The sequence below is a fragment of the Candidatus Poseidoniia archaeon genome, assembly GCA_030748895.1.
Classification (GTDB): Archaea; Thermoplasmatota; Poseidoniia; order MGIII; family CG-Epi1; genus UBA8886.
In genome coordinates, this window is sequence record JASMLC010000002.1 from 73,447 (window position 1) to 97,704 (window position 24,258).

At 64.2% G+C, this 24,258-nt stretch carries 20 protein-coding genes, 1 tRNA gene and 1 pseudogene; 17 read left to right on the forward strand and 5 right to left on the reverse strand.

From position 1 onward, the window contains the following. Window positions 1-91 precede the first annotated feature (91 nt). The 6 genes from QGG57_01225 (at window position 92) to QGG57_01250 (ending at window position 6,531) form a co-directional block, all read left to right on the forward strand. Window positions 92-649 (forward strand): arginine decarboxylase, pyruvoyl-dependent, encoded by a 558-nt coding sequence (locus QGG57_01225; protein MDP7006804.1) that lies wholly within the window; start codon window positions 92-94, stop codon window positions 647-649. Between the two features lie 40 nt (window positions 650-689). Beyond that, entirely contained in the window at window positions 690-1,931 is a 1,242-nt protein-coding gene (locus QGG57_01230; protein MDP7006805.1) for a DUF5711 family protein, read from the forward strand. 155 nt (window positions 1,932-2,086) lie between these two features. Beyond that, window positions 2,087-3,868 carry an AMP-dependent synthetase/ligase gene (locus QGG57_01235; protein ID MDP7006806.1) on the forward strand — a complete coding sequence of 594 codons (1,782 nt, stop codon included), beginning with the start codon at window positions 2,087-2,089 and terminating at the stop codon, window positions 3,866-3,868. Then, window positions 3,865-4,146 (forward strand): hypothetical protein, encoded by a 282-nt coding sequence (locus tag QGG57_01240; GenBank protein ID MDP7006807.1) that lies wholly within the window; start codon window positions 3,865-3,867, stop codon window positions 4,144-4,146. The genes QGG57_01235 and QGG57_01240 overlap by 4 nt, the downstream gene beginning before the upstream one ends. Window positions 4,147-4,184: 38 nt before the next feature. Further along, entirely contained in the window at window positions 4,185-4,439 is a 255-nt protein-coding gene (locus QGG57_01245; GenBank protein MDP7006808.1) for a translation elongation factor-like protein, read from the forward strand. A gap of 73 nt (window positions 4,440-4,512) precedes the next feature. After that, on the forward strand, window positions 4,513-6,531 hold the full coding sequence (locus QGG57_01250; GenBank protein MDP7006809.1) for a S8 family serine peptidase: 2,019 nt from the start codon (window positions 4,513-4,515) through the stop codon (window positions 6,529-6,531). A 90-nt stretch (window positions 6,532-6,621) separates the two neighbouring features. Here QGG57_01250 and QGG57_01255 read toward each other — a convergent pair whose 3' ends face one another. Further along, window positions 6,622-7,098 carry a methylated-DNA--[protein]-cysteine S-methyltransferase gene (locus tag QGG57_01255; protein MDP7006810.1) on the reverse strand — a complete coding sequence of 159 codons (477 nt, stop codon included), beginning with the start codon at window positions 7,096-7,098 and terminating at the stop codon, window positions 6,622-6,624. A 98-nt stretch (window positions 7,099-7,196) separates the two neighbouring features. On the opposite strand from QGG57_01255, the gene QGG57_01260 reads away from it, so the two are divergent. After that, the gene (locus QGG57_01260) at window positions 7,197-9,077 is read left to right on the forward strand and encodes a hypothetical protein (protein ID MDP7006811.1); all 1,881 of its coding nucleotides are present in this window, start codon (window positions 7,197-7,199) and stop codon (window positions 9,075-9,077) included. On the opposite strand, the pseudogene QGG57_01265 reads toward QGG57_01260, so the two are convergent. Then, window positions 9,041-9,235, reverse strand: a pseudogene (locus tag QGG57_01265) (hypothetical protein). The gene QGG57_01260 and the pseudogene QGG57_01265 sit on opposite strands and share 37 nt — an antisense overlap. Before the next feature lie 203 nt (window positions 9,236-9,438). On the opposite strand from QGG57_01265, the gene QGG57_01270 reads away from it, so the two are divergent. From QGG57_01270 to QGG57_01310, 9 genes are all read left to right on the forward strand, one after another. After that, the gene (locus tag QGG57_01270) at window positions 9,439-10,704 is read left to right on the forward strand and encodes an FAD-binding oxidoreductase (GenBank protein ID MDP7006812.1); all 1,266 of its coding nucleotides are present in this window, start codon (window positions 9,439-9,441) and stop codon (window positions 10,702-10,704) included. 118 nt (window positions 10,705-10,822) lie between these two features. Further along, a complete protein-coding gene (locus QGG57_01275; GenBank protein MDP7006813.1) occupies window positions 10,823-10,963 on the forward strand; it encodes a hypothetical protein in 141 nt (46 codons plus the stop codon). 363 nt (window positions 10,964-11,326) lie between these two features. Further along, window positions 11,327-11,629: a hypothetical protein gene (locus tag QGG57_01280; GenBank protein MDP7006814.1), complete on the forward strand. Its 303-nt coding sequence runs from the start codon at window positions 11,327-11,329 to the stop codon at window positions 11,627-11,629. 86 nt (window positions 11,630-11,715) lie between these two features. Then, complete coding sequence (locus QGG57_01285) at window positions 11,716-12,468, forward strand: hypothetical protein (protein MDP7006815.1); 753 nt, start codon at window positions 11,716-11,718, stop codon at window positions 12,466-12,468. Continuing rightward, window positions 12,468-14,765, forward strand: a complete 2,298-nt coding sequence (locus tag QGG57_01290; GenBank protein ID MDP7006816.1) for an ABC transporter substrate-binding protein — start codon at window positions 12,468-12,470, stop codon at window positions 14,763-14,765. Before QGG57_01285 ends, QGG57_01290 begins: the two co-directional genes overlap by 1 nt. A gap of 32 nt (window positions 14,766-14,797) precedes the next feature. Further along, window positions 14,798-17,224, forward strand: a complete 2,427-nt coding sequence (locus tag QGG57_01295) for an ABC transporter permease subunit (GenBank protein ID MDP7006817.1) — start codon at window positions 14,798-14,800, stop codon at window positions 17,222-17,224. Continuing rightward, entirely contained in the window at window positions 17,224-18,168 is a 945-nt protein-coding gene (locus QGG57_01300; protein ID MDP7006818.1) for an ABC transporter ATP-binding protein, read from the forward strand. Before QGG57_01295 ends, QGG57_01300 begins: the two co-directional genes overlap by 1 nt. Further along, window positions 18,165-19,133 carry an ATP-binding cassette domain-containing protein gene (locus QGG57_01305; GenBank protein MDP7006819.1) on the forward strand — a complete coding sequence of 323 codons (969 nt, stop codon included), beginning with the start codon at window positions 18,165-18,167 and terminating at the stop codon, window positions 19,131-19,133. The genes QGG57_01300 and QGG57_01305 overlap by 4 nt, the downstream gene beginning before the upstream one ends. Before the next feature lie 38 nt (window positions 19,134-19,171). Beyond that, window positions 19,172-19,248: transfer RNA gene (locus tag QGG57_01310), tRNA-Ala, on the forward strand. A gap of 13 nt (window positions 19,249-19,261) precedes the next feature. Here QGG57_01310 and queC read toward each other — a convergent pair. Both queC and QGG57_01320 read right to left on the reverse strand, forming a co-directional pair. After that, on the reverse strand, window positions 19,262-19,930 hold the full coding sequence (queC, locus tag QGG57_01315; protein ID MDP7006820.1) for a 7-cyano-7-deazaguanine synthase QueC: 669 nt from the start codon (window positions 19,928-19,930) through the stop codon (window positions 19,262-19,264). Window positions 19,931-19,958: 28 nt separating this feature from the next. Continuing rightward, window positions 19,959-22,604, reverse strand: a complete 2,646-nt coding sequence (locus tag QGG57_01320; protein ID MDP7006821.1) for a carboxypeptidase regulatory-like domain-containing protein — start codon at window positions 22,602-22,604, stop codon at window positions 19,959-19,961. Window positions 22,605-22,688: 84 nt separating this feature from the next. Here QGG57_01320 and QGG57_01325 point away from each other — a divergent pair, with 84 nt between their 5' ends. Beyond that, complete coding sequence (locus QGG57_01325) at window positions 22,689-23,357, forward strand: nitroreductase family protein (protein MDP7006822.1); 669 nt, start codon at window positions 22,689-22,691, stop codon at window positions 23,355-23,357. A gap of 9 nt (window positions 23,358-23,366) precedes the next feature. Here the strand turns inward: QGG57_01325 and QGG57_01330 are convergent, their stop codons facing one another. Then, window positions 23,367-24,239, reverse strand: a complete 873-nt coding sequence (locus tag QGG57_01330) for a hypothetical protein (protein ID MDP7006823.1) — start codon at window positions 24,237-24,239, stop codon at window positions 23,367-23,369. Window positions 24,240-24,258: the final 19 nt, after the last annotated feature.

Sequence of the window (24,258 nt, forward strand, 5' to 3'; positions counted from 1 at the left end):
GTCAATCGCCAAACATGCGGCGTTACAGGGGCTGCTGGCCGTCGGCCGGCTTGCAGACGACCTATATAAATACCGCCGGTAGTGCATTCGAGTGCCCCGCTCCGTCTTCACGCCGCACTCGCTTTTCCTGACCCGTGGCACCGGCACTCATCGCGAGAAGCTCGCTTCGTTCGAGCTGGCGCTGCGTGAGGCGGGCATCGAGTGCTACAACCTCGTCTCGGTCTCCTCCATCCTGCCGCCACGCTGCGAATTTGTCGAGCCGGCGGCTGGAGCAAGTTTGCTCCAGCCGGGGCAGGTGGTGCCGGTCGTCATGGCGCGCAGCGACAGTAACCTGCCGGGAACGCAGGTCTGCTCGGGTGTCGGCGTCGCGGTTCCGCGCAACCGCGACCACTACGGCTACCTCTCCGAGCACCACGCCACCGGCATGGGCGAGCAGGAGATGGAGGATTATGTCGAGGACCTCGCCGCCGAGATGCTCGCGACTACCTACGGTATCGAGTTCGACCCTGACGCGTCGTGGGATGAAAAACGTGAAATCTGGAGCATCGACAACCGCATCGTGCGCACCCGTTCAGTGAACCAGGTCGCGACCGTTGGCGAGAATGGTTTCTGGACCACGACCGTCGCTGCGGCGGTGCTGGTACTCTGACGGGAACCGCTTAATACCGGGAGCACATCGTCGAGGCAACATGGCCGAGGCGCGCACTCTCTGGACATACCGGGACAAGTCGCCAATTACCGCTATGGCGGTCGGCAGCGAGGGGGAGTTCTGCGCTATCGGCAGCCGGCAGGGCGGAGTCACGTTCCTTGGGCCTGATGGCCGGCAACTCTGGCGGATGCAGGAAATCCCCGACATCCGCGACATCTCGCTCGCCGGCAACGCCCGCGCGGTACTGGTTGCCAGCGGCGACAACGCCATTCACTACCTCGACCGGCGCGGTCGCGAAATCTGGAACCGCACCACTAGTCACGCCGCAACCTCGGTCGGCGTCTCCAATCGCGCCGACCTCGTGGTCGTCGGCACCCGCCGCGGGAACCTCTCGGCCTACGACCGCACCGGCAAACTTCTCTGGGAACACCAGCCGGGCGGGACCGACTTCCGCATCAATGACATCGTCATCTCGGCCAACGGCCACTACGTCGTGGTCGGGACCGACTACATGCACATCTACCTCTATGACGCCAAGGGGAACGTTCTGTGGGCTACCGAGACCACCGGCAAGGTGCTCGAGGCGTGCGTCAGCAACAACGGCGACTACATCGGCTACATGACCGACGACCAGCGCATTTACTTCGCGGTCAAGAACTCGCGCGTCATCTGGGAATACCACTTCAACCGGCAGCCGTTCTGGATTGACATGGCCTCGACCGCCGACTTCCTCGTCGTCGGCGAGTCCCTGCGCAAGGTCTCGGTCTTTACCAAGTCGGGACGCCGCGCCTGGAGCTTCGAGCTTCCTGACGGCAGCCCGGTTGGCCGCATGGCGCGCAGCGGCGGCCACGTGCTGGTCGGCAGCCGGCAGGGGGGCGCCACAATGCTCGGCATCGAAGCGTTCCTCGGGAAGTTGCTGCGGCAGTCGCAGCGACAGGTCGAGCGGGCGCGCGGTGAAGGACTTGACACGTCCGAAGCAGACCAGTTGCTCTACGCCGCCAAGCGCGCGCTCGCGGACGGTTCGCATCAGGAATTCCTTGAAACTGTCGGTAAAGCCAATGCCGCCGCTCAGGAGGCGCCGCTGGCGCGCAAGCAGGAGAAGGCGTCAGTTACGGGAGTGGGAGGCGACAGCAACGCCTGCGGGAGCTGCGGGACGGGCAATCCTTCCGGCTTCCAGTTCTGCGGTGGCTGCGGCCAGAAACTGGCGTTCAGCTGCGCCGGCTGCGGGACGCCGGCGCAGCCCGGGTTCAAGTTCTGCGGCAACTGCGGGCATACACTATGATGCCGCGAGCGCAGCCTGACGTCACCGCTCGCTCCGCTGAGCGGCGACGCGGCTGCTGCGGCAACTACGGGCATACACTCTGACGGAACGCGGATTGGCCCGTCTCGTCGATGCGGGCGGGAGCAGGTTGTTTAATACCTGAGCGGGTGCCCCCCATGGCCTCCACGACTCCCTCCCGTTTGCTCGAGAACGCAATGAAGTACGCCGACCAGCCGGCGCTTTCATCCCCGTCAGGCGACGACTGGATGACCGAGACCTGGTCCGAAGTCACCGAATTCGTGATGGACATCGCCAAGTCGCTGGTCGCGCTGGGCTTCGAGCCGGGCGATAAACTGAGCATTTACAGCTACAACCGTCGCGAATGGTACGGTGGCTACCTCGCCGCGCAGATGGCGGGCGGTGTCGGAGTTGGCATTTACCACACTTCGTCAGCCGAGGAGGTCGAGTGGGTTGCCGGCAACTCGGAATCGAAAGTGCTGTTTGTCGGCGACAACCCGATGGCGGCTGGCGACAAGGACAAGATGCCACAGCACCGGCTGATGCAGGTTATCGACAGCCTGCCCGAGGTCGAGCACTTCGTGCTGCTGCCGGGCGTGGGCGGAGTAGAGCACGAGCGGATGATGACCTGGGATGCGTTCATGGGCCACGGCAGCGGAGTCGAGACCGCGACGCTCCACGAGCGCGTCGGCGCGCTGACCGACGCCGACACGAGCGCGCTCATCTACACTTCCGGGACAACGGGCAACCCCAAGGGCGTCGAGTTGACGCACGGCAACTGGAATTTTGAGGTCAGGGCGGCAGACTTCGCCTTCCTGTTCACCCAGGGTGAGCGCTATGTTTCGTGGCTGCCGCTGGCGCACGTTTTCGGCCAGCTGATTGACAACCATTACTGGGTCGACAAGGCGATGCACATGTATGTGGCGGACAATCCGCTCAACGTCGTCGACCTTGCCAAGGAGGTGCAGCCGCACCTCTTCATCGGAGTGCCGCGCATCTACGAGAAAATCTACTCTAACGTCAAGGCCGCTATCGACGGCAAGGCGGTGCTGCGCATAGGGCTCAAGCTGCCGCTGCTTTCGGGCATCTTCCGCAAGGCGCTGAAGAAGAAAATCGGCATGAAGGCGTGCCGCTTCGCGATTACCGGCGCAGCGCCCATCAACCCCGACATTCTGGAACTGTTCCAGTCGCTCGGCATCCCCATTTTCGAAGGCTACGGCATGACCGAGAACACCGCCGGCGCGACGCTGAATTACGCCGAACAGAACCGCGTCGGCAGCGTCGGCCCGGTCTTCCCCGGCACCGAGATGAAGGTAGCCGATGACGGTGAGCTGCTGATTAGCGGCCCGCATGTCATGAAGGGCTACTACCGTGACCAGACGGCGACCGACGAGGTGCTCCGCGACGGCTGGCTCTACACTGGCGACGTCGGGGCCATCGACGGCGACGGCTTCGTGAAAATCACGGGTCGCAAGAAGGAAATCTACGTCAGCTCGGGCGGCAAGAATATCGCGCCGCTGGTCATCGAGGAGACGATGAAATCGATGCCGCTGGTGTCGCAATGCTTCCTCGTCGGCGACGCGCGCAAGTATTGCTCGGCGCTGCTGACGCTCGACGCCTTCGCCATCATGCGCGACGAGCTCGGGATGGACCCGCTCGAAATCCCCAAGAACCCGGTCGAGCAGGTGGCGAAGCTGGAGGAGCTGGGGCACCCGCTCGACGAGTATACCGGCTCGGCCGACATCCGCGCTGAAATTCAGGCGCAGGTGGACGAGCTGAACCAGAAATTCTCGAACCCCGAGCAGGTCAAGAAATTCGCCATCCTGTCGCGCGACTTCACCGTTGACGACGGCGAACTGACTCCCACGCTTAAAATCCGGCGCAAACAGATAACCGATAACTGGGCGGCGGAAATCGAGTCGCTCTACGCCGACGCATGAGCCTGCTGCGCGTCAGCTTCGCTGGTTGCGGCATTCTGGCGCTGGCCAACACGTTGCTGGCGCAAAGCGCCCCGGTCGAGTACCTCGCCTACCTCGCGGCGCTCGCCGCCTTCGGGCTGGCGGCGTGGTGGCCCGACCCGTTGCCGCCGCCCCCCGCGCCGGGGCAGTGGAGCGAGCCCGCTGGCGGGCAGGAGCGTACGCTGGACAGCTGCGGCGGCTGCGGCCGCGAAGTGGACGCCGACTGGTCGATGTGCCCCTACTGTTCGACGCGGCTGTGAATCCGGCAGCCTAAAGAGCCCCGGCGGCTTGGGGAAGCATGGCCCAGACGGAGGTCGGCCGGGTTGACAAGTATTTCCGCAAGGTTGGCGTCGCGGCGCTCGAGCTGAGTGCGGCCATCGCGGTTGGCGACAAGCTGCGCTTTTCCGGCGCGACCACCGACTTCGAGATAAAGCTCGAGTCGATGCAGATTGACCACAAGGTAGTCGAGAGTGCCGCCGCGGGGGCGGACGTCGGCATCGCGGTCCCGGAAAGAGTGCGGCGCAGCGACACGGTCTTTCGCGTCAGCGACTGACACAAACACGTCTTCGCGCCGTACAGCCGGCGGTGACGCCAACTTTATCAGCCGCCGACGCTCCGCCGCCGTGATGCGACGACTCGCGGCACTCCTGCTGGTGGCGCTGCTGCTGGCGGGCAACCTGCAATTACCAGCGGCGAGCGAGCCTGAAGCGTCCGCCGTTTCCACGGCGCCAGCGTCCGCGGCCGGCGGCGGCGCGCCGCCGCCGGCCGTGCCGTGGTGGGAGCGCACCTCGCGCGACAGCGACCGCGACGGCATCGTTGACTGGCTCGAGGTACGTGATGAGCCCACTGCCGTCGGGGTTTCCTACGGCTACCCGCCGGGCGAGCGCGAGCTGGAGCTGCTGCTGCTAGCCGGCTTCGCGCCGCGGCTGCTGCTCTCCGACGCGGTGCTGCTCGGGAGCGTGGCTCCGGAGCGGTTCGCGCTGGCGGCGTCGCTGCCGGGGGTGGTGATGGTCGAGCCGTACGGCAGCGTCGAGTTCTACGGCGACGTCCAGACGCCCAATATCAAGGCGAAGAATTCGACCGCCTACCCGCTGGGCGCGTGGGACCTGGGCTACACCGGCCGTGGGGTCAACGTCGCGATTGTCGATACCGGGATTGACAACGAGCATCCCGGATTGGCGGGCAAGTTCGTCGCGGGCTATGACGCGGTCTGCTACATGCACACCGATATTCCGCGCTGCCTGCTCTCTGGGACTGGCGGCCGGCAGGATGACGGCTCGTTCGACCCTGACGACGGCAACCAGCACGGCACCGCCTGCTCGGGGATGGCAACCGCGACCGGGCTGCTCGCCGACGGGAGCCTGACCGACTACCAGGGTGCCGCGCCCGACGCGTCGTTGGTCGACGTTAAAATCGGCTCCGACGTCGGTGCAGGACCGTTTGAAAACTACCTAACCGAGCAGGAAGTCTATGAGTCGGCGATGAACGGGCTACAGTGGGTTATCGACCACCGTGATGACGCGTGGGCCGGTGTGGGGGAGGCGAACTACGGCATCGATATAGTCTCGCTCTCGTGGGGCATAACCTCGCACGAGGATGGCGGTAGCGACGGCACCGACATGCACTCGCGCAAGCTCGATCTGGTGACCGAGGCGGGCGTCGTCGTCAGTGTCGCGGCGGGAAACGACGGCCCCAATAACGACGGCTTTTCTGGCATGGGCTCGTCGAGCCTCTCAGTCACAGTCGGCGCGCTCGACGACCAGGACACCATCGAACGCGGCGACGACACCATCGCCGGCTACAGCAGCCGCGGCCCGCGCCGTGATAACAATGACGGCTACCCCTACGACGAGCTGAAGCCCGACGTCTCGGCGTCCGGCAGCAACATCGTGCAGGCGCAGGGCTGCTACACTTCGGGCGGCTGCAGCAACAGCATCCCGGGGCAGGACGCGTCGGACAACGGCTACTCCGGCCGCGGCTCCGGCACCAGCTACGCGACGCCGTCAGTGGCGGGAGTCATGGCGCTGCTGCTCGAGGTCAACGACAACCTGACGCCCGCGCTGGTCAAGGAAATCCTGCGCACCACTGCCGAGCCGCGCGGTGAGCCGACCTACCCGGAGCTGGACCCGTTCTGGAACCGCGATTTCGGCTGGGGCATGGTCGACGCGCTGCTGGCGGTCGAGGAGGCGACAAAGCTGGAAGACCCCGGGAACGTCGATGTTGAATTGCAGGCGCACATCCTCGAGACGCAGGCCAACGACTCCGTCGTCATCAAGGGCGTTTCGTGGGCGCGGCTCGGCAACGTCTCGGCGGTGCAGTATCGCCTAGACGGTGGACCGTGGCGCGAGGTGCATGACTACGTGGTCGAGCTGCCGCAGCCGACCGGCGCCTACATTCCGTGGAGCATCACGCTCGACGAGCAGGAGCTGGCGTTCAGCGGCAACCACACGCTCTTCGTCCGCGCGCTCGGCAACGGCGGCTTCCACTCGCTAACCCCGCACGTCCATTTCGTCGCCGACGGCTTCACCCCCGAGTCGAGCGCGCGCGACCTGCTGCCGCTGATTCTCGCCCTCGCGGTGGCGCTGGGCGGCACGGTCGCGGTGGTGGCGTGGCGCGGTGGTTACCTCACGGCGCCGCGCGACTAATCTGCTACGCTCACATCCTTCGCTCGCTCGCTTCGCGGGCGCAGCTCGCCGTCACTGCTTGTTACACGGCGCGGCGACGCGGCTGCTGCGCTATTTCCCGCCGCTCGCTTCGTGCGCGAGCAGCCACTTCTTCGCGCCCGGCTGCCCCGACCAGCCGCCCGGACCGCTGGAGCCGACCGCGCGGTGGCACGGAATCAGGACCGGAATCGGATTGCGCGCGCACGCCTGCCCCACCGCGCGGGCGGCGCGGGGCGAACCAGCCCGCGCCGCCAGTTCGCCGTAGGTAGCGGTCTCGCCGGCCGGAATTGCCCTGAGCGCTTCCCAGACGCGCTGCTGGAAGGCGGTGCCGCCCGGCCGCAGCGTGAGCGCGGGCGGCTTCCCAGCAGCGAAATACGCGCCGAGCGCCGCCGTGACGCGCTCGCCCGCGGGCGAGCGCGGGCCGTTCCCGGTCGGCTGCGCCGTCGCGCCGGTGCGTGGGGAGCGGGGGAACTCGAGCCGCGTGACCGCGTCGCCCTTGAGCGTCAGCGCCAGCGGGCCGAGCGGCGAAGCGACCGCGAAGAGCTCCATCGCGCGGGGAATCGCGGCGCGGGATAAGGCAGCGGGCCGAGCGCTTTCAAAATAAATTTTTGAAACAGGGTTAAATACCAGTAGTCTCGGGGGCGAGTATGTCGCAATACCTGGTCTGGTTCCTGCTCTGGCTCTGTGTCTGCCTGACGCCTGTCGCTTACGACCGGGGCGGGTTTGGCATCACGAAGGTCAGGTCGAACCGCCACGACGTTCCCGAATTCTTGCGAAACTTCCGCTTCGTCACTGCTGGCGGTTACATCCTTTTCCCGCTCGCCAGTGGCATATTCTGGGCGGTTGCGCTACTCGGCTGGGCTATTTTCCAGGACTTTACCTTTGCACAGTGGACCGGCTCCGTGCTGGGTCTCCTGTCGCTCTCAATCGCTTTTCTGGTCATAGGAACCGTGACTCGCAATATCACGGTCTACTACATCCGTGGCAGTGGTCCGGACGGCAGGAACTTGCTGCAATATGCCGGGGTCCGTCCGCTCGTCGCAATCGGCATTATTATCCTGCTCGTGGGGGCAAACATCACCCCGCTGATGGGAAACCTCGAGTTCAACCCGATGTTCAGCAACCTGAACGAGAGTGCCGAGAACACTGACGCGCCAGCAAACTACCTGACCGACCCCAACGAAGTGCGCGTCATTTCATGGTACCTCGCCACGCAGTACCTGGAACGCTCGTACGGTGACTCAGCCTCCTCACTGAGCACGGATGAGTGGGAAATGATGGAATACACCGCGCCTACGCTGGTCAACGGCGAATTCGTCTGGGTCAACGCACCCAAGTTCGAGGCCTGGAAATGGACCGGTGGCAAGCAGGTGCCGTTCTACGTGACGGTGACCAACGACCCTGCCAACATGTCGAGCGAAGGCTTCGACCCGGTCCGGAGTTCGAGCGAGGGCTTCGCAGTCCACGTTTCGCAGATTAGCTGGGCCAACCGTGTTGACCAGCTCCTGTTCGACGAATACGCGCTGGAGCTGGTCAAGGTGCAGGTGCGCTTCGACATCGACGACAACGAGAACCCGTTCTGGATTGTCTACCTTGGCGAGCGCGGCGTCGTCAGGGATGTCGTGACGCTGGAGAAAATCCTGATAATCAATGCCCGCGACATCGACGACCATGCGGTCTACGATGTCGACGACCCGGAAATCCCGGCCTGGCTGGAGGTGGTCTATCCCGACTACTACGTCGAGGACTGGGCCAGCCTCTGGGGCGAATGGCGGGAAGGTATCCTCTACCACATGTTCACGAAGACGCACCTCTCCACCCCGTCCGACTCGGCGCGTTTCGTAGTGCTCGACGGGCAGACCTACTGGTATATCCCGATGAACCAGCTCAGCTCGAACGTGCTGGCGGGCTACATCCTGGTCGATACCCGTTCCGGGGAAGCGGTCTACCACAACCGCGAGGCGAAGTCGCTCGCCAACCTTGACACTGCCTTGGAACAGGTCTACGCCTACCTCGCCAGCGGCGCCGAAGGTTTCAGCCAGCTGCGGATTGACGAGGGCTACCTCTACCCGATTATGAGCGATTCCGGCGCCGTACGGGACGCCTACATCTTTCCGCTCTACAGCGGCTTCTCAATCCAGAAATTCGCGCTGGTTGATGCGGAAGAATATACGCAGACGCCGGTGCTGGAGACCAGCCTCGAGTCGGCGCTCACGAAGTACAAGTCCCGCGCCTGGGGCGAGGCGCAGGCGAACCTCAGTTACGACTGGGTCGAGTGGCGGCTCGAAAACGGCTACTGCGAAGAGGCAGAGTGCGTCGTAACCGCCGCTTCCGCGACTTACGTGATTGCCGAGGACGACCTTGCGGGTGGTGCCATCAACAACGGCGCCAATGAGTGGCGCGAGCTGAAGCTGGCGGTGAGCGAATTCGAGCGAACCGGCAACGCCACCATCTTCGTCACGGTCAACTCAGGCCTCGTGAGTGACGTGGATTACGAAGGCTCCGACCTGGTAGAAAGAGAACAGTAGTTTCTGCGCATATCCCTAGACCCGCCTGGGATTACTCCCGCCACCAGCCCCGTGAAGAGGCAGTAGAGCATCCCGCCATTGAACAGGTGCCACAGGAAGTGAGTGCCGGGCGGAAACGCGTCGCACACCTGCTGGTCGATTGAGCGGAACAGCAGCGCCGTCGCCGTCATCTCGCTGCGTCGGCGACGCTGATTCAGACGAAGAATTATCTGCAACGAACGAAAGAATCGCTAAGCCATAATCTCCGATAGGCACGTTTGCTGAATGCCCTCTCGCTAATATATGATTGTTCACAAAAAATATTGTGACTGACGTGGGTTAGTTGTAAATACTGAATGATTGTAAGAGCAAAGGAGATTAAGTGAAATCAGAAAATCACAATGATAATGACTGTGACGTCACAGTAATCGGGGGAGGAGTAATTGGCATATCTAGTGCCTATCAACTTGTCAAGGCAGGTTACTCGGTCCGATTACTGGAAAAGGGCTTGATTGGAGATGGATCATCTCGAGAAAACTGTGGATTGATAACACCTAGTCATGTGTTACCACTTTCTCGTCCCGGCCTTATCGTAAAAGCTGTGAGCATGATGTTGCAAAGTGATGCGCCTCTCTACGTCAGTCCCTGGATGAACTGGACTGCAATGCGTTGGTTCATGCAAACTGCGCGCAAATGCAATCTGTCTGACATGAAACATGCTATGCTTGGACGTCTGCAATTGCTTGACGCTTCTCGCCCAATGTGGAACGAAATGGTCAATCGTGAGAATATGGAGATTGAACTAGATGAGGTGGGCTGTATTCAGGTGCATGCAGGAAAGGAAAACATGGAAACCTTTGCTCCAATTCAAAAGATGTTAGATGAAATTGGATTATTCGCAACGCCCCTGATAGGTGATGAATTATTCCAGACTGAGCCTGGCCTGCAATCGGATCTGTATGGAGGTTGGCTCTACAAAATGGATGCCCACATGAGGCCTGAAAGCCTGATGTCGGAATGGAGGCGCGTTATCTCTGAAATGGGAGTTAACGTAATTGAGAAATGTAAAGTTACAGATTTTAAGACAAATGGAACAAGGATTGACTCTGCTGTCACCAATAAAGGCAATTATTCCTCAAAAAATTATGTTCTGGCTTCTGGCGCCTGGTCTCCCATCTTATCAAAAAAACTGGGCGTAAAAATCCCTATCCAGCCTGGTAAAGGATACAGTATTACTTTGGAAAGGCCTGAAGGGTGTGTCAAAATCCCACTTATACTGAACGAGGCAAGTATGGCTGTTACACCTTGGAAAAGCGGATTGCGATTAGGGGGTACTATGGAATTTTCTGGTTATAATTCTAAAATCAACCATCACAGAATAGAGGCCTTGAAGCGTGGTGCACGTCGTTATCTAAAGGAACCTGGAGAGATTCCTATGAAGGAAGAATGGTATGGCTGGCGCCCCATGACTCCAGATGGAATGCCCATAATCGATCGCTCTCCCAATTATGGTAATTTGATAATCGCTACTGGACACAATATGCAAGGCATGGGTATGTCACCAATTACTGGAGTTCTTGTCAAAGGCCTGATTGCTGGCGATGAAGCACCTTTCGACATATCTTTTTACTCTGCCGCCAGATTCTGAATTATCTATGGGCGGTTTTTGTTGTGATATGGGGAGTAATGTTTCTCATAAATAATCCCTGAAAGTTAAATCTCTGAGGGGCCCGGTAGTATTTAATGGAGGAAGAATTTAGGGAATTATGACAGATAAAACAAGAGAATGTACTTGTGACCCCAAAAAAGAAAGTCATACTAAACCAAAACAAGGATCACAACCAACCAAGAAATTATTTTCTTCTCCTTGTAGCATGGAAGAAATTGAAAACTTAGAAGAAGAATAAAAAAATAAATTAGACTGAGGGGGCCGGATGAGGAAGATTGGGCCTAAAGCAAAAAAAGTTTTTAATGTAGCTGCGTTGGGAGATTATGGCCGAATGTACTAAATGCAATTGTAGTGATTGTAATATGATTCAAGAAAGAGTCGTGGAATTAGAAAAATTCATGGAATATCTTTTGGAAAATCATTTCCAGTTGGTGAAAGACTGAGGGGTCCGGGGCTCTCAGACTAAGACAAGCTGGATGAGGAAGAAGTTCTAGAGAAATAGTAGCCATAATCGGACCCGTACCTTGCCCTACGGATTGAATATACCTTGCAGTCCTGAATTCTATTCGCTTCCTGGTTTCTTCAGCGTGTAGGTTAGCCGTTGTTTTCCGCTGCCCTTGTTATCGCGCTTGATGAATTCCACCTCGCCAATCTCGGCGGTGGAGCGGACGTGGGTCCCGGCGCAGGGCAGCGCGGTGCAGGGCGCCTCGCTGCTCTCTATCGAGAGCCAGGCGCGGCGCGGCGCGGCGCCACGATGATCGTGGCGCCGCTGCTCGGCTACGCGGTCGACGCAGCGGTCGCGACCGGTAGCGCCAGCCCGTGGTGGCCGGCCGGCGTGCTGGGACTAGCCTGCTCGCTGCTGTTCCTGCTCAGGAGCGTCCGGCCGGACGCCAGCAGCGGGTAGTCCCGCACGGCCATTTCCCGACGACGAGGATGGCAACCGGGGCCGGCGACCGCAGGCTTATATCGCTTTTGAATCTCGCAGGGGAGATGGTCGCGCGACCGCTGCTGCTTGGAGGCGCCCTGCTACTGGTGCTGGGACTGCTGGGCGAGTTCCTGATTTTCCCCGGGATGATCGCGTCGGATGGCGACGAGTTTGCGGCGCAGATTAGCAGCTCGGGCGACACCGAGTCCTTCAACGACTATGACGTGGGTGAGACGGTCACCATCGTCGACACGGTCGCCCGCATCCAGCTCGATGAGGGGCAGACGCGCATCTGGCTCGCGAGTATCGGCGCCGGCGATACCGACATCGCGTTCCGTTTCAATGGCGACTTGCTCGCCGACTTCGGGCCTGACGACAAGGTCGTGATTAGCTTCGAGGTTGCCCAGCTCGGTGCGGGCGAGACGCCTGCCGGCTACGAGACCAGTGCCGAGGCGCTCCCGGCCGACGCCATCGCGCCGCGCTACTCATCGATGCCCGAGCTGGCGTTCGCGGGGCTCGCGGCGCTCGGCCTCGGGCTTGTCGTCTTCGGCGGCTTCAACTCCTGGCGTGGCAGCGGCGCCCCGGAAGATGACTGGGACGCGCCCGCTGCGCCCGCGGCTGCGCCCATGGCTGCACCGCCCGCGATGACACCTGCCGCTCCGGCGATGGCTGCCGCAGCCCCGGCTGCAGCAGCTCCGGTCGCGCAGCCGGTTACCATCCAGTGCCCCGCCTGCCAGGCCGGGCTCCAGATTAACGACCCGACGCGTCCGCTGAACATCACCTGTCCAGCGTGCCAGGCGGGGATGGTGGTGAGATAATGCACGAACGAAAACCTTTCGCAGCAGTCATGGTCGCGATGCTGTTTCTCACTGGTTGCCTCGGCACCGGCGGCGGCATTGGTTCCAACCAGAACCCGCAGTCGGTTGTCACGCTTACGGGCGGCACGAATGTCGTCAACGTCGGCGACACAGTCCAGCTCGACGGCTCGCAGTCGTGGGACGAGGACGGCGCCCTCAAGTCGTGGAACTGGGACTATGGCGACGGCCAGTCCGGTTCCGGCCAGATTGTGACGCACACATACTTCCAGCCGGGCGAATACATTGTCGCGCTGGCAGTCACCGATGACAAGGGCGCGGTCGGCAACAACGACCACCGGCTGACCTACGTCACGGTGCTGCCGCTGGAGACCAGCAGTTCCGGTTCGTCGCCGCCGACAGCGATGATTTCCGCCTCCGCTTCGGTCGTCAAGCCGGGCAGCACGGTCCGCTTCTCGGGCGCCGCCTCGTGGGGCTGGTCCGACGGAAGCGCCTCGACCAGCGCGGTCACCGGCTGGCAGTGGCAGTTCGGCGACGGGGCGACCGACAACGGGGTCGAGACCACCCACGCCTTCGGCAGCGGTGGCGGGCTAACCAGCGACCGCACCACCGGCAACTATCCGGTCATACTGACTGTCACGGGCGAGAACGGCCTCACCAGCAATGCGGTCTACACCATCCGCGTCATCCGCGAGAAAGCGGTAGCGGGCGAGGTGAAGAATCCCGATACGTTTACAACGGTTTCCATTGGCGACCCGCAGGAACTGGACCCGGCTCACGCCTACGACACCGCCTCGGGCGCGGTCATCATGAACGCCTACGAGACGCTGGTCTGGTATGAGCGCGAGCGGACCGACAAGCTGAAGCCGATGCTGGCGACCGTGGTTCCGACGCAGGCCAACGGCGGCATATCGCCTGACGGGCTCACCTATACCTTCAATATTCGCCAGAACGTAAAATTCCATGACGGTTCGACGCTGACGGCCGACGACGTCGTCTTCTCGATAAAGCGGCTGGTGGTAATGAACCTTGCCGACGGCCCGGCCTGGATGTATACCGAAATCCTGAACGAAAGCGGCATCCAGAAGATTGACCAGTATACTGTCCAGTTCACGCTGACCGAATCGGCGCCGCGCTTCCTCTCGATTATGGCCTACAACGCCGCTGCCATCCTCTCGCAGAACTGGGTTGCCTCCCGGGGCTGCGGCGACCCCATCGAGGGCGTCCCGTGCGAAAACATCGAGAGGGACGCCATGGGTACCGGCCCCTACAAGTTCGTCAAGTGGGTTCCCGACCAGTATGTGCTGATGGAGTACCACCCCGACTACTGGGGCGGCTGGTCGACCGCCGAGCGCAAGGCGCAGGGGTACCCGGACGGCTTCATCAAGACTGTTTACATGAAGAAGAACAACGACAAGGATTCGCGCATCCTCGAGCTGCTCGCAGGCGACGCCGACTTTGCATACGTCCCGATTGCCGACCGCGACAAAGTGGACGGCAAGGATGGCATCCGCATCATGGAGGGGCAGCCGACCTTCAGCATGGGGTTCATCGGCTTCAACCATGATATCCAGAACTGGGATCAGACCGCCCCCTCATCTGACTTCTTCGCCGACATCAACGTCCGCAAGGCGTTCTGCTACGCGTTCCCCTACCAGCAGTTCATCACCGATGAACTGGACGACCACGCGCTCAAGCCCAAGGGGCCGGTCCCGTCCGGGATGCTTGGCTACAACGAATACGGCCCGGAATACAATCTCGATCTTGAGCAGGCTGAATACTACTTCAAGGAAGCTGGCGTCTGGGAAACCGGCTTCACGCTGACGGTCTACTACAACTCGGGCAACACCGCGCGTGAGAACGGGCTGCTGATGCTCGAGAACAACGTCGAGTCGCTCAACGCCAAGTTCGACCTTGTGGTGCAGGGGCTCGAGTGGCCCGACTATCTGGACAAGTTCATCCAGTCCGAGATGCCGCTATTCTTCCTCGGCTGGGCACCCGATTACGCCGACCCGCATGACTACGTCCAGCCCTTCCTGCACAGTAGCGGCCACTTCCCGCACTACCTGGCGTACCACAACGATGAACTGGACGAGCTAATCATGGACGCCGCGCGCGAGACCGATGACGCGACCCGCATCCAGCTCTACGCCGACATCATCGACCTGGAGCACGAGGAGGCTATCTACATCTGGACCCATCAGGGCATCACTTTCCACGTTGAGCGCGACTGGGTCGATGGCTGGTATTCAAACCCGATGTACGGCGGCACCTACTACTACTCGCTGAGCAAGGGCTGAGCGGTTTTTAGCGGCGGCTGCCTGCCGCTGCCGTGAAGCTGTGGCAATACGTGTTGCGGAGGCTGGCTTTCACCATCCCGGTGATGCTGGGGGTGACGCTCATCACCTTCTCGCTCTCGAACCTGATGGGCGACCCGGTCGCGCCCTACGTCACCGAGAAATCAACTCCCGAGCAGATTGAGGAGCTGCGCAAGCTGCACAACCTCGACAAGTCGCTCCCGGTCCGCTACTTCACCTACATCAACAACCTGCTCCACGGTGAATGGGGCTACTCGCAGACCATCAACCAACCGGTGTCGGATGCCATCGTGTTGAAATTTGCTGCGACTCTCGAACTTTCGTTGTTAGCATTCGCCGTCGCGGTCGCGACTGCATTACCGCTCGGCATCTTCTCCAGCGTCAAGCATAATCGCTGGGAGGACCACTGGATTCGGCTCTTCGCGCTCTTCGGCTCGGCGGTGCCAATTTTCTGGTTCGCGCTCATCCTGAAGTATTTCCTCGCCTTCCAGTGGGGCGACGCGACGCAGCTGCCGCTGGGGTATCGCTACGACGCCATCCTGTGGGACCTCGAAGACCCGATTGAGCAACGCACGGGGCTGCTGCTGGTCGACGCGTTGCTCGCCGGTTCGTGGGTCCACTTCAAGGACGCATTGATGCATATGCTGCTGCCGGCGACGACGCTGGCGTACGCGTCGATGGCGACCACCATCCGGCTGATGCGCGGCAGCATGCTCGACGTGCTCGAGCAGGATTACGTGCGCACCGCGCGCGCCAAAGGGCTACCGGAGCACAAGGTGGTGGTCAACCACGCCGCGCGCAACGCCATGATTCCGACCGTGACACTGCTTGGCCTCGCCTTCGGCGGGCTGCTCAACGGCTCGGTGCTGACCGAGACGGTCTGGCAGTGGCCCGGGCTGGGGTTGTGGGCGGTGACGGCGATGCGCAACCTCGACACCGCTGCTATCCTGGGCTACACGCTCTTCGCCGGGATGCTCTACGTGCTGGCGAATCTTGTCGTCGACGTGGCGTACGCCTGGCTTGACCCGCGCGTCGAACTGAGCGGCGACGTCGGCCTCGCCGAATGGGTCATCGCCGGGATGGCCATCCTGCTGCTCGCCGTTACATGGCTAAGCGTCGACCTCGGTCTCGGCCTGGCCCAGCTGCTGCTCTACGCACTGCTGCTGGGTGCTCTGGTGGGGCTGGTGTGGCAGCTTCCATTGCGCGCCAGCTTTAGTGTCTGTGGAATTCTGGCGTTTGTAGATGCACTGCTGGCGGAGAGCGTGCTGGTTGAATACATCGCCTACTTGATGGCGCTGGCTGCCTTCGGTCTGGTGGCTTTGTGGCCAGGCCATCTGCCGCAACAGGACCATCGCGATTTCCTGGCGCAGTTGCGGGAATACCTGTGGGTGCCGGCGCTGGCGGCAGGGACCGTGCTGGCGGTCGTTGGAATCTTCCGGGGCTACGCGACCGAGATGGTGCTGTTGTTCGTGCTGTTCGTGCTGGTGCAGCTGGCCCTGAACTGGCGGGATTTCGTCGCCGAAATCCCGCCGCGCCGGGCCGAGCTGCGGCGGATGGCGCACCAGTTCCGGCGTAACCCGCTGGCGCTGCTGGGGCTCTTCATCGCGCTCACCATCCTGCTGGTCGCGCTCATGGCGCCATTCCTGGCACCGCTCGAGCCGGGGCAGCGCGACGCGGACCGCATGGTCGAGCACTTCGAGTTCAACCACGACCTGCAGCCCCCTTGCTACTGGTCCTGCACTGGCGAGCGGGGGGAGGCTGACGGCTACATTCTCGGCTCGACCAGCAAGGGCTACGACATCTGGTACGGCATCATCTGGGGCAGCCGCACCTCGCTCGACGTAGCGCTGAAGGTTGTCATCAGCGGCACCTTCATCGCCGTCGTGCTGGGGGTGATTTCGGGCTACTACGGCGGGCGCGTCGATGAAATCATGATGCGCGTCACCGACGTGTTCCTTGCGATTCCGGGGCTGATACTGGCGCTGGCGATTGTGGCGGTGACCAATAATCCCTCGATTGAATACCTGATGTATGCGCTGATAATCGTCTGGTGGCCCGGTTTCACGCGCATCGTGCGGGCGCAGGCGCTCTCCGTCCGCAACCTGCCATACGTCGAGGCGGCGCGCGCCGCCGGCGCGAGCGACTTCCGCATTATCTTCCGGCACGTGCTGCCCAACTGCCTGACCCCTGTCGTAATCGCCGCGACGATGGACATGGGGTCCATCGTGCTGGTGCTGGCGGGGCTGGGCTACCTCGGCTTCGGCGGCGGCCCCGACCTGGCCGAGTGGGGCAAGCTGGTCGGCTACGGGCAGGAGCACCTGCTGGCGGGCGACTGGTGGGCGTTCTTCTTCCCGGGACTGGCGATTGCGCTCTGGGCGTTGGCGTTCTACCTGCTCGGTGACGGACTGCGGGATATCCTCGACCCGCGGCAGAGGGAATGATGTTACGCGTCGAGAACCTCGTCACCCGCTTCCACACCTACGACGGCGTGGTGCGCGCGCTCGAGGGCGTCAGCTTCGAGGTGCGCGAGGGCGAAATCTTCGGTCTGGTCGGCGAGACCGGCTGCGGCAAGTCGGTCACCACCTATTCGACGCTGCGGCTGCTCCCCTCGACCGGCCGCGTCCATTCCGGGAGCATTACCCTCGCTGGCGAGTCGCTCCTCGACGCGAGCGAATCGCGCATACGCGAAGTGCGCGGCGGCGAAATCGCGATGATATTCCAGGACCCGCTCTCGGCGCTCAACCCGGTGATGCGCGTCGGCGACCAGATAGCGGAGGCGGTGCGGCTGCATGACGACCTCCCCGACGCGAACGCGGTCACCGCGCGCGTCGTCGAGGTGCTGGGGCAGGTGCGGATGCCCGACCCGGCCGGCGCGGCGCGCGCGTTCCCGCACGAACTCTCGGGCGGAATGCAGCAGCGGGTGATGATTGCGATGGCGCTCGCGGGGCGGCCGAAGCTGCTGATTGCCGACGAGCCGACGACGGCGCTCGACGTCACCATCCAGAGCCAGGTCCTGCAACTGCTGCGGCAGTTGAAGCAGGAGGCGGGGCTGACGGTGCTGCTCATCACACACGACCTTGGTGTCGTGGCGGAGCTGTGCGACCGCGTCGCCGTGATGTATGCCGGGACGATTGTCGAGACCGCCCCCGTCGCCGAGCTGTTCAGCGACCCGCAGCACCCCTACACGCAGGGGTTGCTGGCGGCGCTCCCGGGCGCCAGCGAAACGCTGGCGCCAGTGCCGGGACGCGTGCCGGACCTGCTCGCGCCTCCGTCTGGCTGCCGCTTCCACCCGCGCTGCCCGCTGGCGGTCGACCGCTGCCGGGCGGAGGCGCCGGAGCTGCGCGGTGACACGCGACAGGTGGCGTGCCACGAGGTTGAGCCATGATACTGCGCACGCACGGACTGGCGAAGCATTTTCCCATCCGGGATTTCCTCGGCCGCGTCGAGGGGCAGGTCCGTGCGCTCGACGGCGTTACGCTGACGCTGCCCGAAGGGAAGACGCTCGGTATCGTCGGCGAGAGCGGCTGCGGCAAGACCACGCTGGCGCGGACGCTGCTGGGTCTCGAGACGCCGACCGCCGGTTCGGTCGAACTGGGACCGGCGCTGGCAGATGGTCTGGCAGGGGACCGGCTGGAGGAGCTGCGGCTGGGCGACTTGCGGCGGCTGCGCCGGCGCATCGGCGTCGTGTTCCAGGACCCGCTGGGGGCGCTGAACCCGCGCATGCTGGTCAAGGACCTCGTCACCGAGCCGCTGGTAATCCACGGCCAGACGCGGGGGCTGCGCGACCGCGCGCGCGAGCTACTCGAGTTGGTCGGCCTCAACCCCGACCACCTCTACCGCTTCCCGCACCAGTTCTCGGGCGGGCAGCGGCAGCGCATCGTGATTGCGCGCGCGCTGGCGCTGGAGCCGCAGCTGCTGGTGCTCGACGAGCCGACCAGCGCGCTTGACGTCAGCGTGCAGGCGCAAATCCTCAACCTGCTCCAGCAGTTGCAACGCCGCCTCGGCCTTAGCTTCCTCTTCATCTCGCACGACCTCGCCGTCGTGAAGCACATGTGCGACCGCGTCGCTGTGATGTATCTTGGCCGAGTCGTCGAGGAGGCGGACGCCGCGCAGCTCTTCGCCAACCCGCGCCACCCCTACTCGCAGGCGCTGGTCAGCGCTACCCCCGAGCTGGACCCCGCAAGGCGACAGGCGCGTATCGTGCTCGAGGGCGACGTCCCGTCGCCCGCCGCACCCCCCAGCGGCTGCCACTTCCACCCGCGCTGCCCCATCGCGGTCGATAATTGTGCGGTGGAATACCCCGAGCTGCGCGAGGGCGATGGGTGCGCGGTTGCGTGTCATCTGGTTTAGCGGAGCCCCTAAAAACCGCCCCAAATACCGGCCCACGTGGGCCGGTAGATCAGCCTGGAAGATCGCCTGCTTTGCAAGCAGGAGGCCGTGGATTCAAATTCCGCCCGGTCCACCACGCCCCCGCACCGCTACCCCTCGAGCGGGTCCGGGATGCCCGCCGCCTCGAAGCCGCGCCGCCGCAGCAGGCAGGCGTGGCAGCTTCCGCAGGGCGGCCGCGCGCCGTTGTAGCAGGTGTGCGACAGCGCCAGCGCCGGGAGCGCGCCGACCTCCTGCGCCAGCAGGACCGTCTCGCGCTTGGTGAGCCGCATCAGCGGCGTCTCGATGACGATGGGCGGCGCGGCGCCCTCGATGGCGGCGTTGATTGCCGCCTGCATCGCGTCGATGAAGGGCTGGCGGCAGTCGGGGTAGCCGCCGAAGTCGGTCTCGCAGACGCCGGCGACGATGGTGTCGCAGCCGGTGGCGGCAGCGCGGTTGGCGGCCAGCGACAGGAAGAGCAGGTTGCGGCCCGGGACGAAGGTTGCCTCGACGCCATCCGGCAGCGCCTCGCCATCGGCGTATTGCGCGACCGCGCGCGAAGCGTCGGTGAGCGGCGAGCTGCCCGCCAGTCCCGGCAGCTTGACCAGCTCCCACTCGACCCCCGCCAGCGCGGCGATTTCGCGCGCCGCGTCGATTTCGACGCGGTGCCGCTGCCCGTAGTCGAAGGTGAGCGCCGCGACCGATTCGTGGCGCGCGAGCGCCCAGTAAAGGCAGGTGGTGCTGTCCTGCCCGCCGCTGAAAACTACGAGTGCCTTGCCCATCGTGCTCCGTGGCGGGGATGGCGTGCGGTTATAGGAACCCACGCCGCCACGCGACCCACGCCGCGCTGCCGTTCGCCAGCGCGGCGGCCGCCAGCCCGAGCGTCAGCGCCAGCCGTTGCGCCTCGTTGAGCGGCAGCTTCCCGCGCGGTTGCCCCTGCCCTTGCGGCGGCTGGTGCTGATTCGCGACCGGCTGCTCTCCGTCGGGGCCTTGCAGGTGCTCCAGGTCAGCGGCGCTCTGCAGGAAGAGTGCGAAATCGTTCTCGGGATGGTTGTCGGCGCGGAACTGTGCGCTGACCGCGATGCGTTCGCCCGGCTCGAGCGTGACCGCATGCTGGCCGAAAACCAGCATCACCGTCGCGTTGCCCTCGACCGGGTCGCGCAACAGCGCCGCGCTGGAGCCGCGCAGCTCGACCACCTCGGCGCCCCCGACGTGGACGCGCCGGTCAAGGAACTGCTGCGGCGTCGCGTCGAGCTGGAAGATGGTCGCCTCGGTCGTCGGCTGCTGCTGCTGCCCGCTGCGGTTCCAGCGCTGCTGCAGGTCGGTTTCGGCGTCGGCGAAGGCGACCGCGCCCGACGCGATGATGAGCGCTGCGATGGCCAGCGCCAGCCACTTGCCCCGCTCCAGCGAACCGGAAATCTGCGCCAACCCGGCCGCCGCTAGGATTCCGGCCGGCGGTGCCAGTGGGAGGTAGTAGCGGATGTCGGTGAAGGTATTGGCGAGTACCCACCCTTGCGTCAGGTAGATGGCGCTGATTGAGCCGAGCCACCATCCCAGCGCGATGCCAGCAGCGGGCTGGCGCCGCAGTGCCAATGCGCCGGGGAATGCGCAGAGCAAGGCGGGGAAGAAGGCGGCGACGAACTTCGCGACCTGCGGCAGGTTCTCGCGCTCCTGCTCGCCCAGGTTGATGTAGCCGTCCCACATCGAGACCGACGCCTCGTGCGTCTCGACCGTCAGGTTGTCACCGTCGCTCGAGACCTCGAGCTGGTTGCGCGACTGGTAGCCGGAGTTGAGCGCACCGCCGAAATAGTGTGCATTGTAGGCGGCGAGCGGGATGCCGACCAGCAGCAGCCCCACAGTCAGCGCCCCCGCCTGCAGCAGCGGGTCGCGCACCGCCGGCCACGCTAGCGCTTCGCGCAGCCGCCGGGGCAGTTCGCGCGTCCGGCCCGCCGGCAGGTTGAGCCAGCCGATGTAGAGATACGGTGCGCCCGCCATCACGACCGTCGTATAGCGCATCGACACTCCCAGTCCGAAGAGCACCCCGCCGCCGAGCGCCAGCAGCAGCACGCTGCGGCTGGCGCCTTCCCGCCGGCCGCGGTGCGCCGCCTCGACCACCAGCCACAAGCCGGGCAGCGCGAACGAGACGGCGGCCAGGTCGCCCATCCACTGGCTGAACCAGAGCAGCAGCACCGTCGCGTTGGCGAGCGTGAAGGCTGTCGCCAGCCACGCCACGCGCCAGCCGCACCAGCGGCGCGCCAGCCCGTAAGTGGCGGCGCCCGCTATTAGCGCCAGCAGCGTGCCGAAGAGCGGTTCGGCGCCGAGCAGGATGAGCGGCATCAGCGCTGCGCTGGGGCCGGGCGGCCAGTGGTTGACGTAGTGGTATTCGCCGTCGACCTCGGCGATGCCGGATGCCAGCGGCGGGTCGTAGCCCTCGATAAGCCAGTGGCTCGCCAACTGGTATTCGCCCAGCTCCAGCTCGCGCTCCGCGACCAGTTTCCCGTCGGCGCCGGTCATCCCGAGCGGCTCCGGCGTGGCGTCCGGCCCGCGCTGCGACAGCTCGACCTCGGCGCCAGCGACGGGGACGCCCAGGGTATCCTGCAGAGCGACGGTCAGCCGCACCTGCTCGACCACCATCGCGGTGCGCCGCCCCTGCGCGTCGGTCGCCCCCAGCTCGTGGCCGTCGAGCAGCAGGCGCGCGCCGGCGACCGGGTCGCCGTCACGCTCGACCCGCAGCGTGCCGCGCTTCGCCCCCAAATCGCCCAGCGCCAGCCGCCCCTGCGCGTCGGTCTCGCCGCGCGGTTGGCCGTTGAAGCGCACCGTGAGCCCTTCGCGGTCGCCCTCCAGCTGCACCTCGAGCAGCCCGCCCAGCGTGCGGTCGGTCAGGAACTCGATGCTCGCCAGCGACGCAATGCCGTAGCGCACGGCGTTGCCGAGCGGCACCTCCAGCAGCGTGCGGTAGACCACGCTCTGGCCGTCGCGCGACGCGCGCACCTCGAGCGGCGGGTTGCCGGCCGGGAGCCCGCGCAGCTCTGCGCCGCCGTCGGCGTCGGTGACGGCCGTGAGTGCGCCTTGTGGGCGCGGGATGCTGACGCTGGCGTTGACCGCCGGCGCGCCGTCGTTGAACGCCACGCTGACGCGCAGGTCGTCGTCGAGCCCGTCGGGGTCGAGCGCGACGATTTCCCACGCCACCTGCAGCGGCGGCACTCCGCTATCGATGGAGATTGCCTCTTCGTCACGGTGGTCGCCGTTGGCCAGTTGCAGCGGCAGCGACCAGTATCCGTCAAGGTAGAGTTCGGCCCACGGGTAGTAGCCCTCCTCGTCCTTCAGGTGCCCCGCCGCGACCAGGTCGTGCGGCTGCGCGAGCATCCAGCCCGTCAGGAGCAGGAACGCCAGTACCAGCAGCGCCAGCGCCGGCCGCTCGCGGTCCAGCCTGCTCATCGCCGTGCGGAGTTCCACGCGGTCGGAGCCGCCGCGCGATATTTAGGAGTCGTGCAGCCTTACCGGGCGCTGAATAGTAATAACCGCCACCGCTCGCCGCGCGTGACCACGCCGGAAATGCAGCCGCTCGACTTCCGCGAACTGCCGCTGGAGGAGATGCAGACGCGCGTCAGTGATTTCGTCGCCGACCTGCGTCGCCGCCGCACGGTGCGCCACTTCACGGACCGGGCGGTACCGCGCACGCTCATCGAGGAGTGCCTGCGTGCCGCCAACTCGGCGCCGAGCGGCGCCAACCGGCAGCCGTGGCACTTCGTCGCGGTCGGCGACGCCGGGACGAAATCGTGCATCCGCACGGCGGCCGAGGCGGAGGAGCGCGAGTTCTACCACGGACGCGCACCCGACGAGTGGCTCGACGCGCTGGAGGTGCTGGGCACCGATGAGCACAAGCCGTTCCTCGAGGTAGCGCCGTGGCTCATCGTCATCTTCGCCGAAACGTATGGCGTCGCGGACGACGGGGAAAAAATAAAAAACTACTACGTGCCGGAGTCGGTCGGCATCGCCACTGGCTTCCTGATTGCGGCGCTCCACCGCGCCGGGCTGGCGACGCTGACGCACACGCCCAGCCCGATGGGGTTCCTGCGCGACATCCTCGGCCGCGGGGAGCACGAGCGCGCGTTCCTGATTCTCGTGACGGGCTACCCCGCCGGCGACGCACAGGTACCGGCGCTCGCGAAGAAGAGGCTGGCCGACGTCGCCAGCTTCGTCGAGTAGCGCGCCCGGCTACCGCTTGCGCGAGCGGGTGCGGGTGGAGCGGCTGCGCGAACGCCTGACGGGCGAGCGACCGCGGCGTGAGCGGCGGTGGCCGAAACGGCCCCCGAACATCCGGCCGGGCCGGCCCCAGCCCCACCTTCGTCCTGACCCGAAGTTGCCGCTGCGGAGCTGGAAAAAGAGGCCCACGATGATGAGTATGACGATAACCGGCAGGACGCAGAACAGCGCCGCGTAGCCTGCATCCGGCCCGTTTACGATGAAATTTTCATCCGGGTCGTCCGGGTTGTAGTGGACGGTGACCGTTCCGTTGACCACGTACCGCCCCTCCAGCTCGGACTGGCACTCGCTCTCGCCGTATTCGCCGTCGACAACCTCCGAGCCGCGGTAGGTGCGGTTGGCGAGGGTGAAGTTGTAGCTGACGTCGATTTCGCACCAGAAGGTCTCGGTGCACTCGTTGTCGTCATAGTAGCCGTCGTCGTCGCGGTCGGTGCACTCCTCGTCGAAGCCGTCCTCGTAGAGAGTCTCCGACACCAGCCCCGCCGCGGTGGGCCAGCTGGCGACGTCATCGGCGTTCTGGAAATACAGGTAGGCACCGAACAGCCCGCTGCCGACCAGCAGCAACAGGACGACCGCAGCGCCGATGACGAGGTTCCGGTCCGAAGATGAGCCGCCCCCGGAATCGGCAGGGGCACTGGGCGGCGCGGAGCCGGACTCCGCGCCGCCGAAATATTCTGTGTCGGACATGTAGGTGTCGTCATCAGTCCCCTTGCGCCACTCCTCGTATTCCTTGCTGTCGAGCGCAATCGACTCTTCCTCGTCATCGGCGGGCTTGCGCGGCTTTCCGCTGTCGTGCGAAACCCAGCCTTCGTCGTCGCTTGCCATGTTCGTTTTCCCCGGCCCA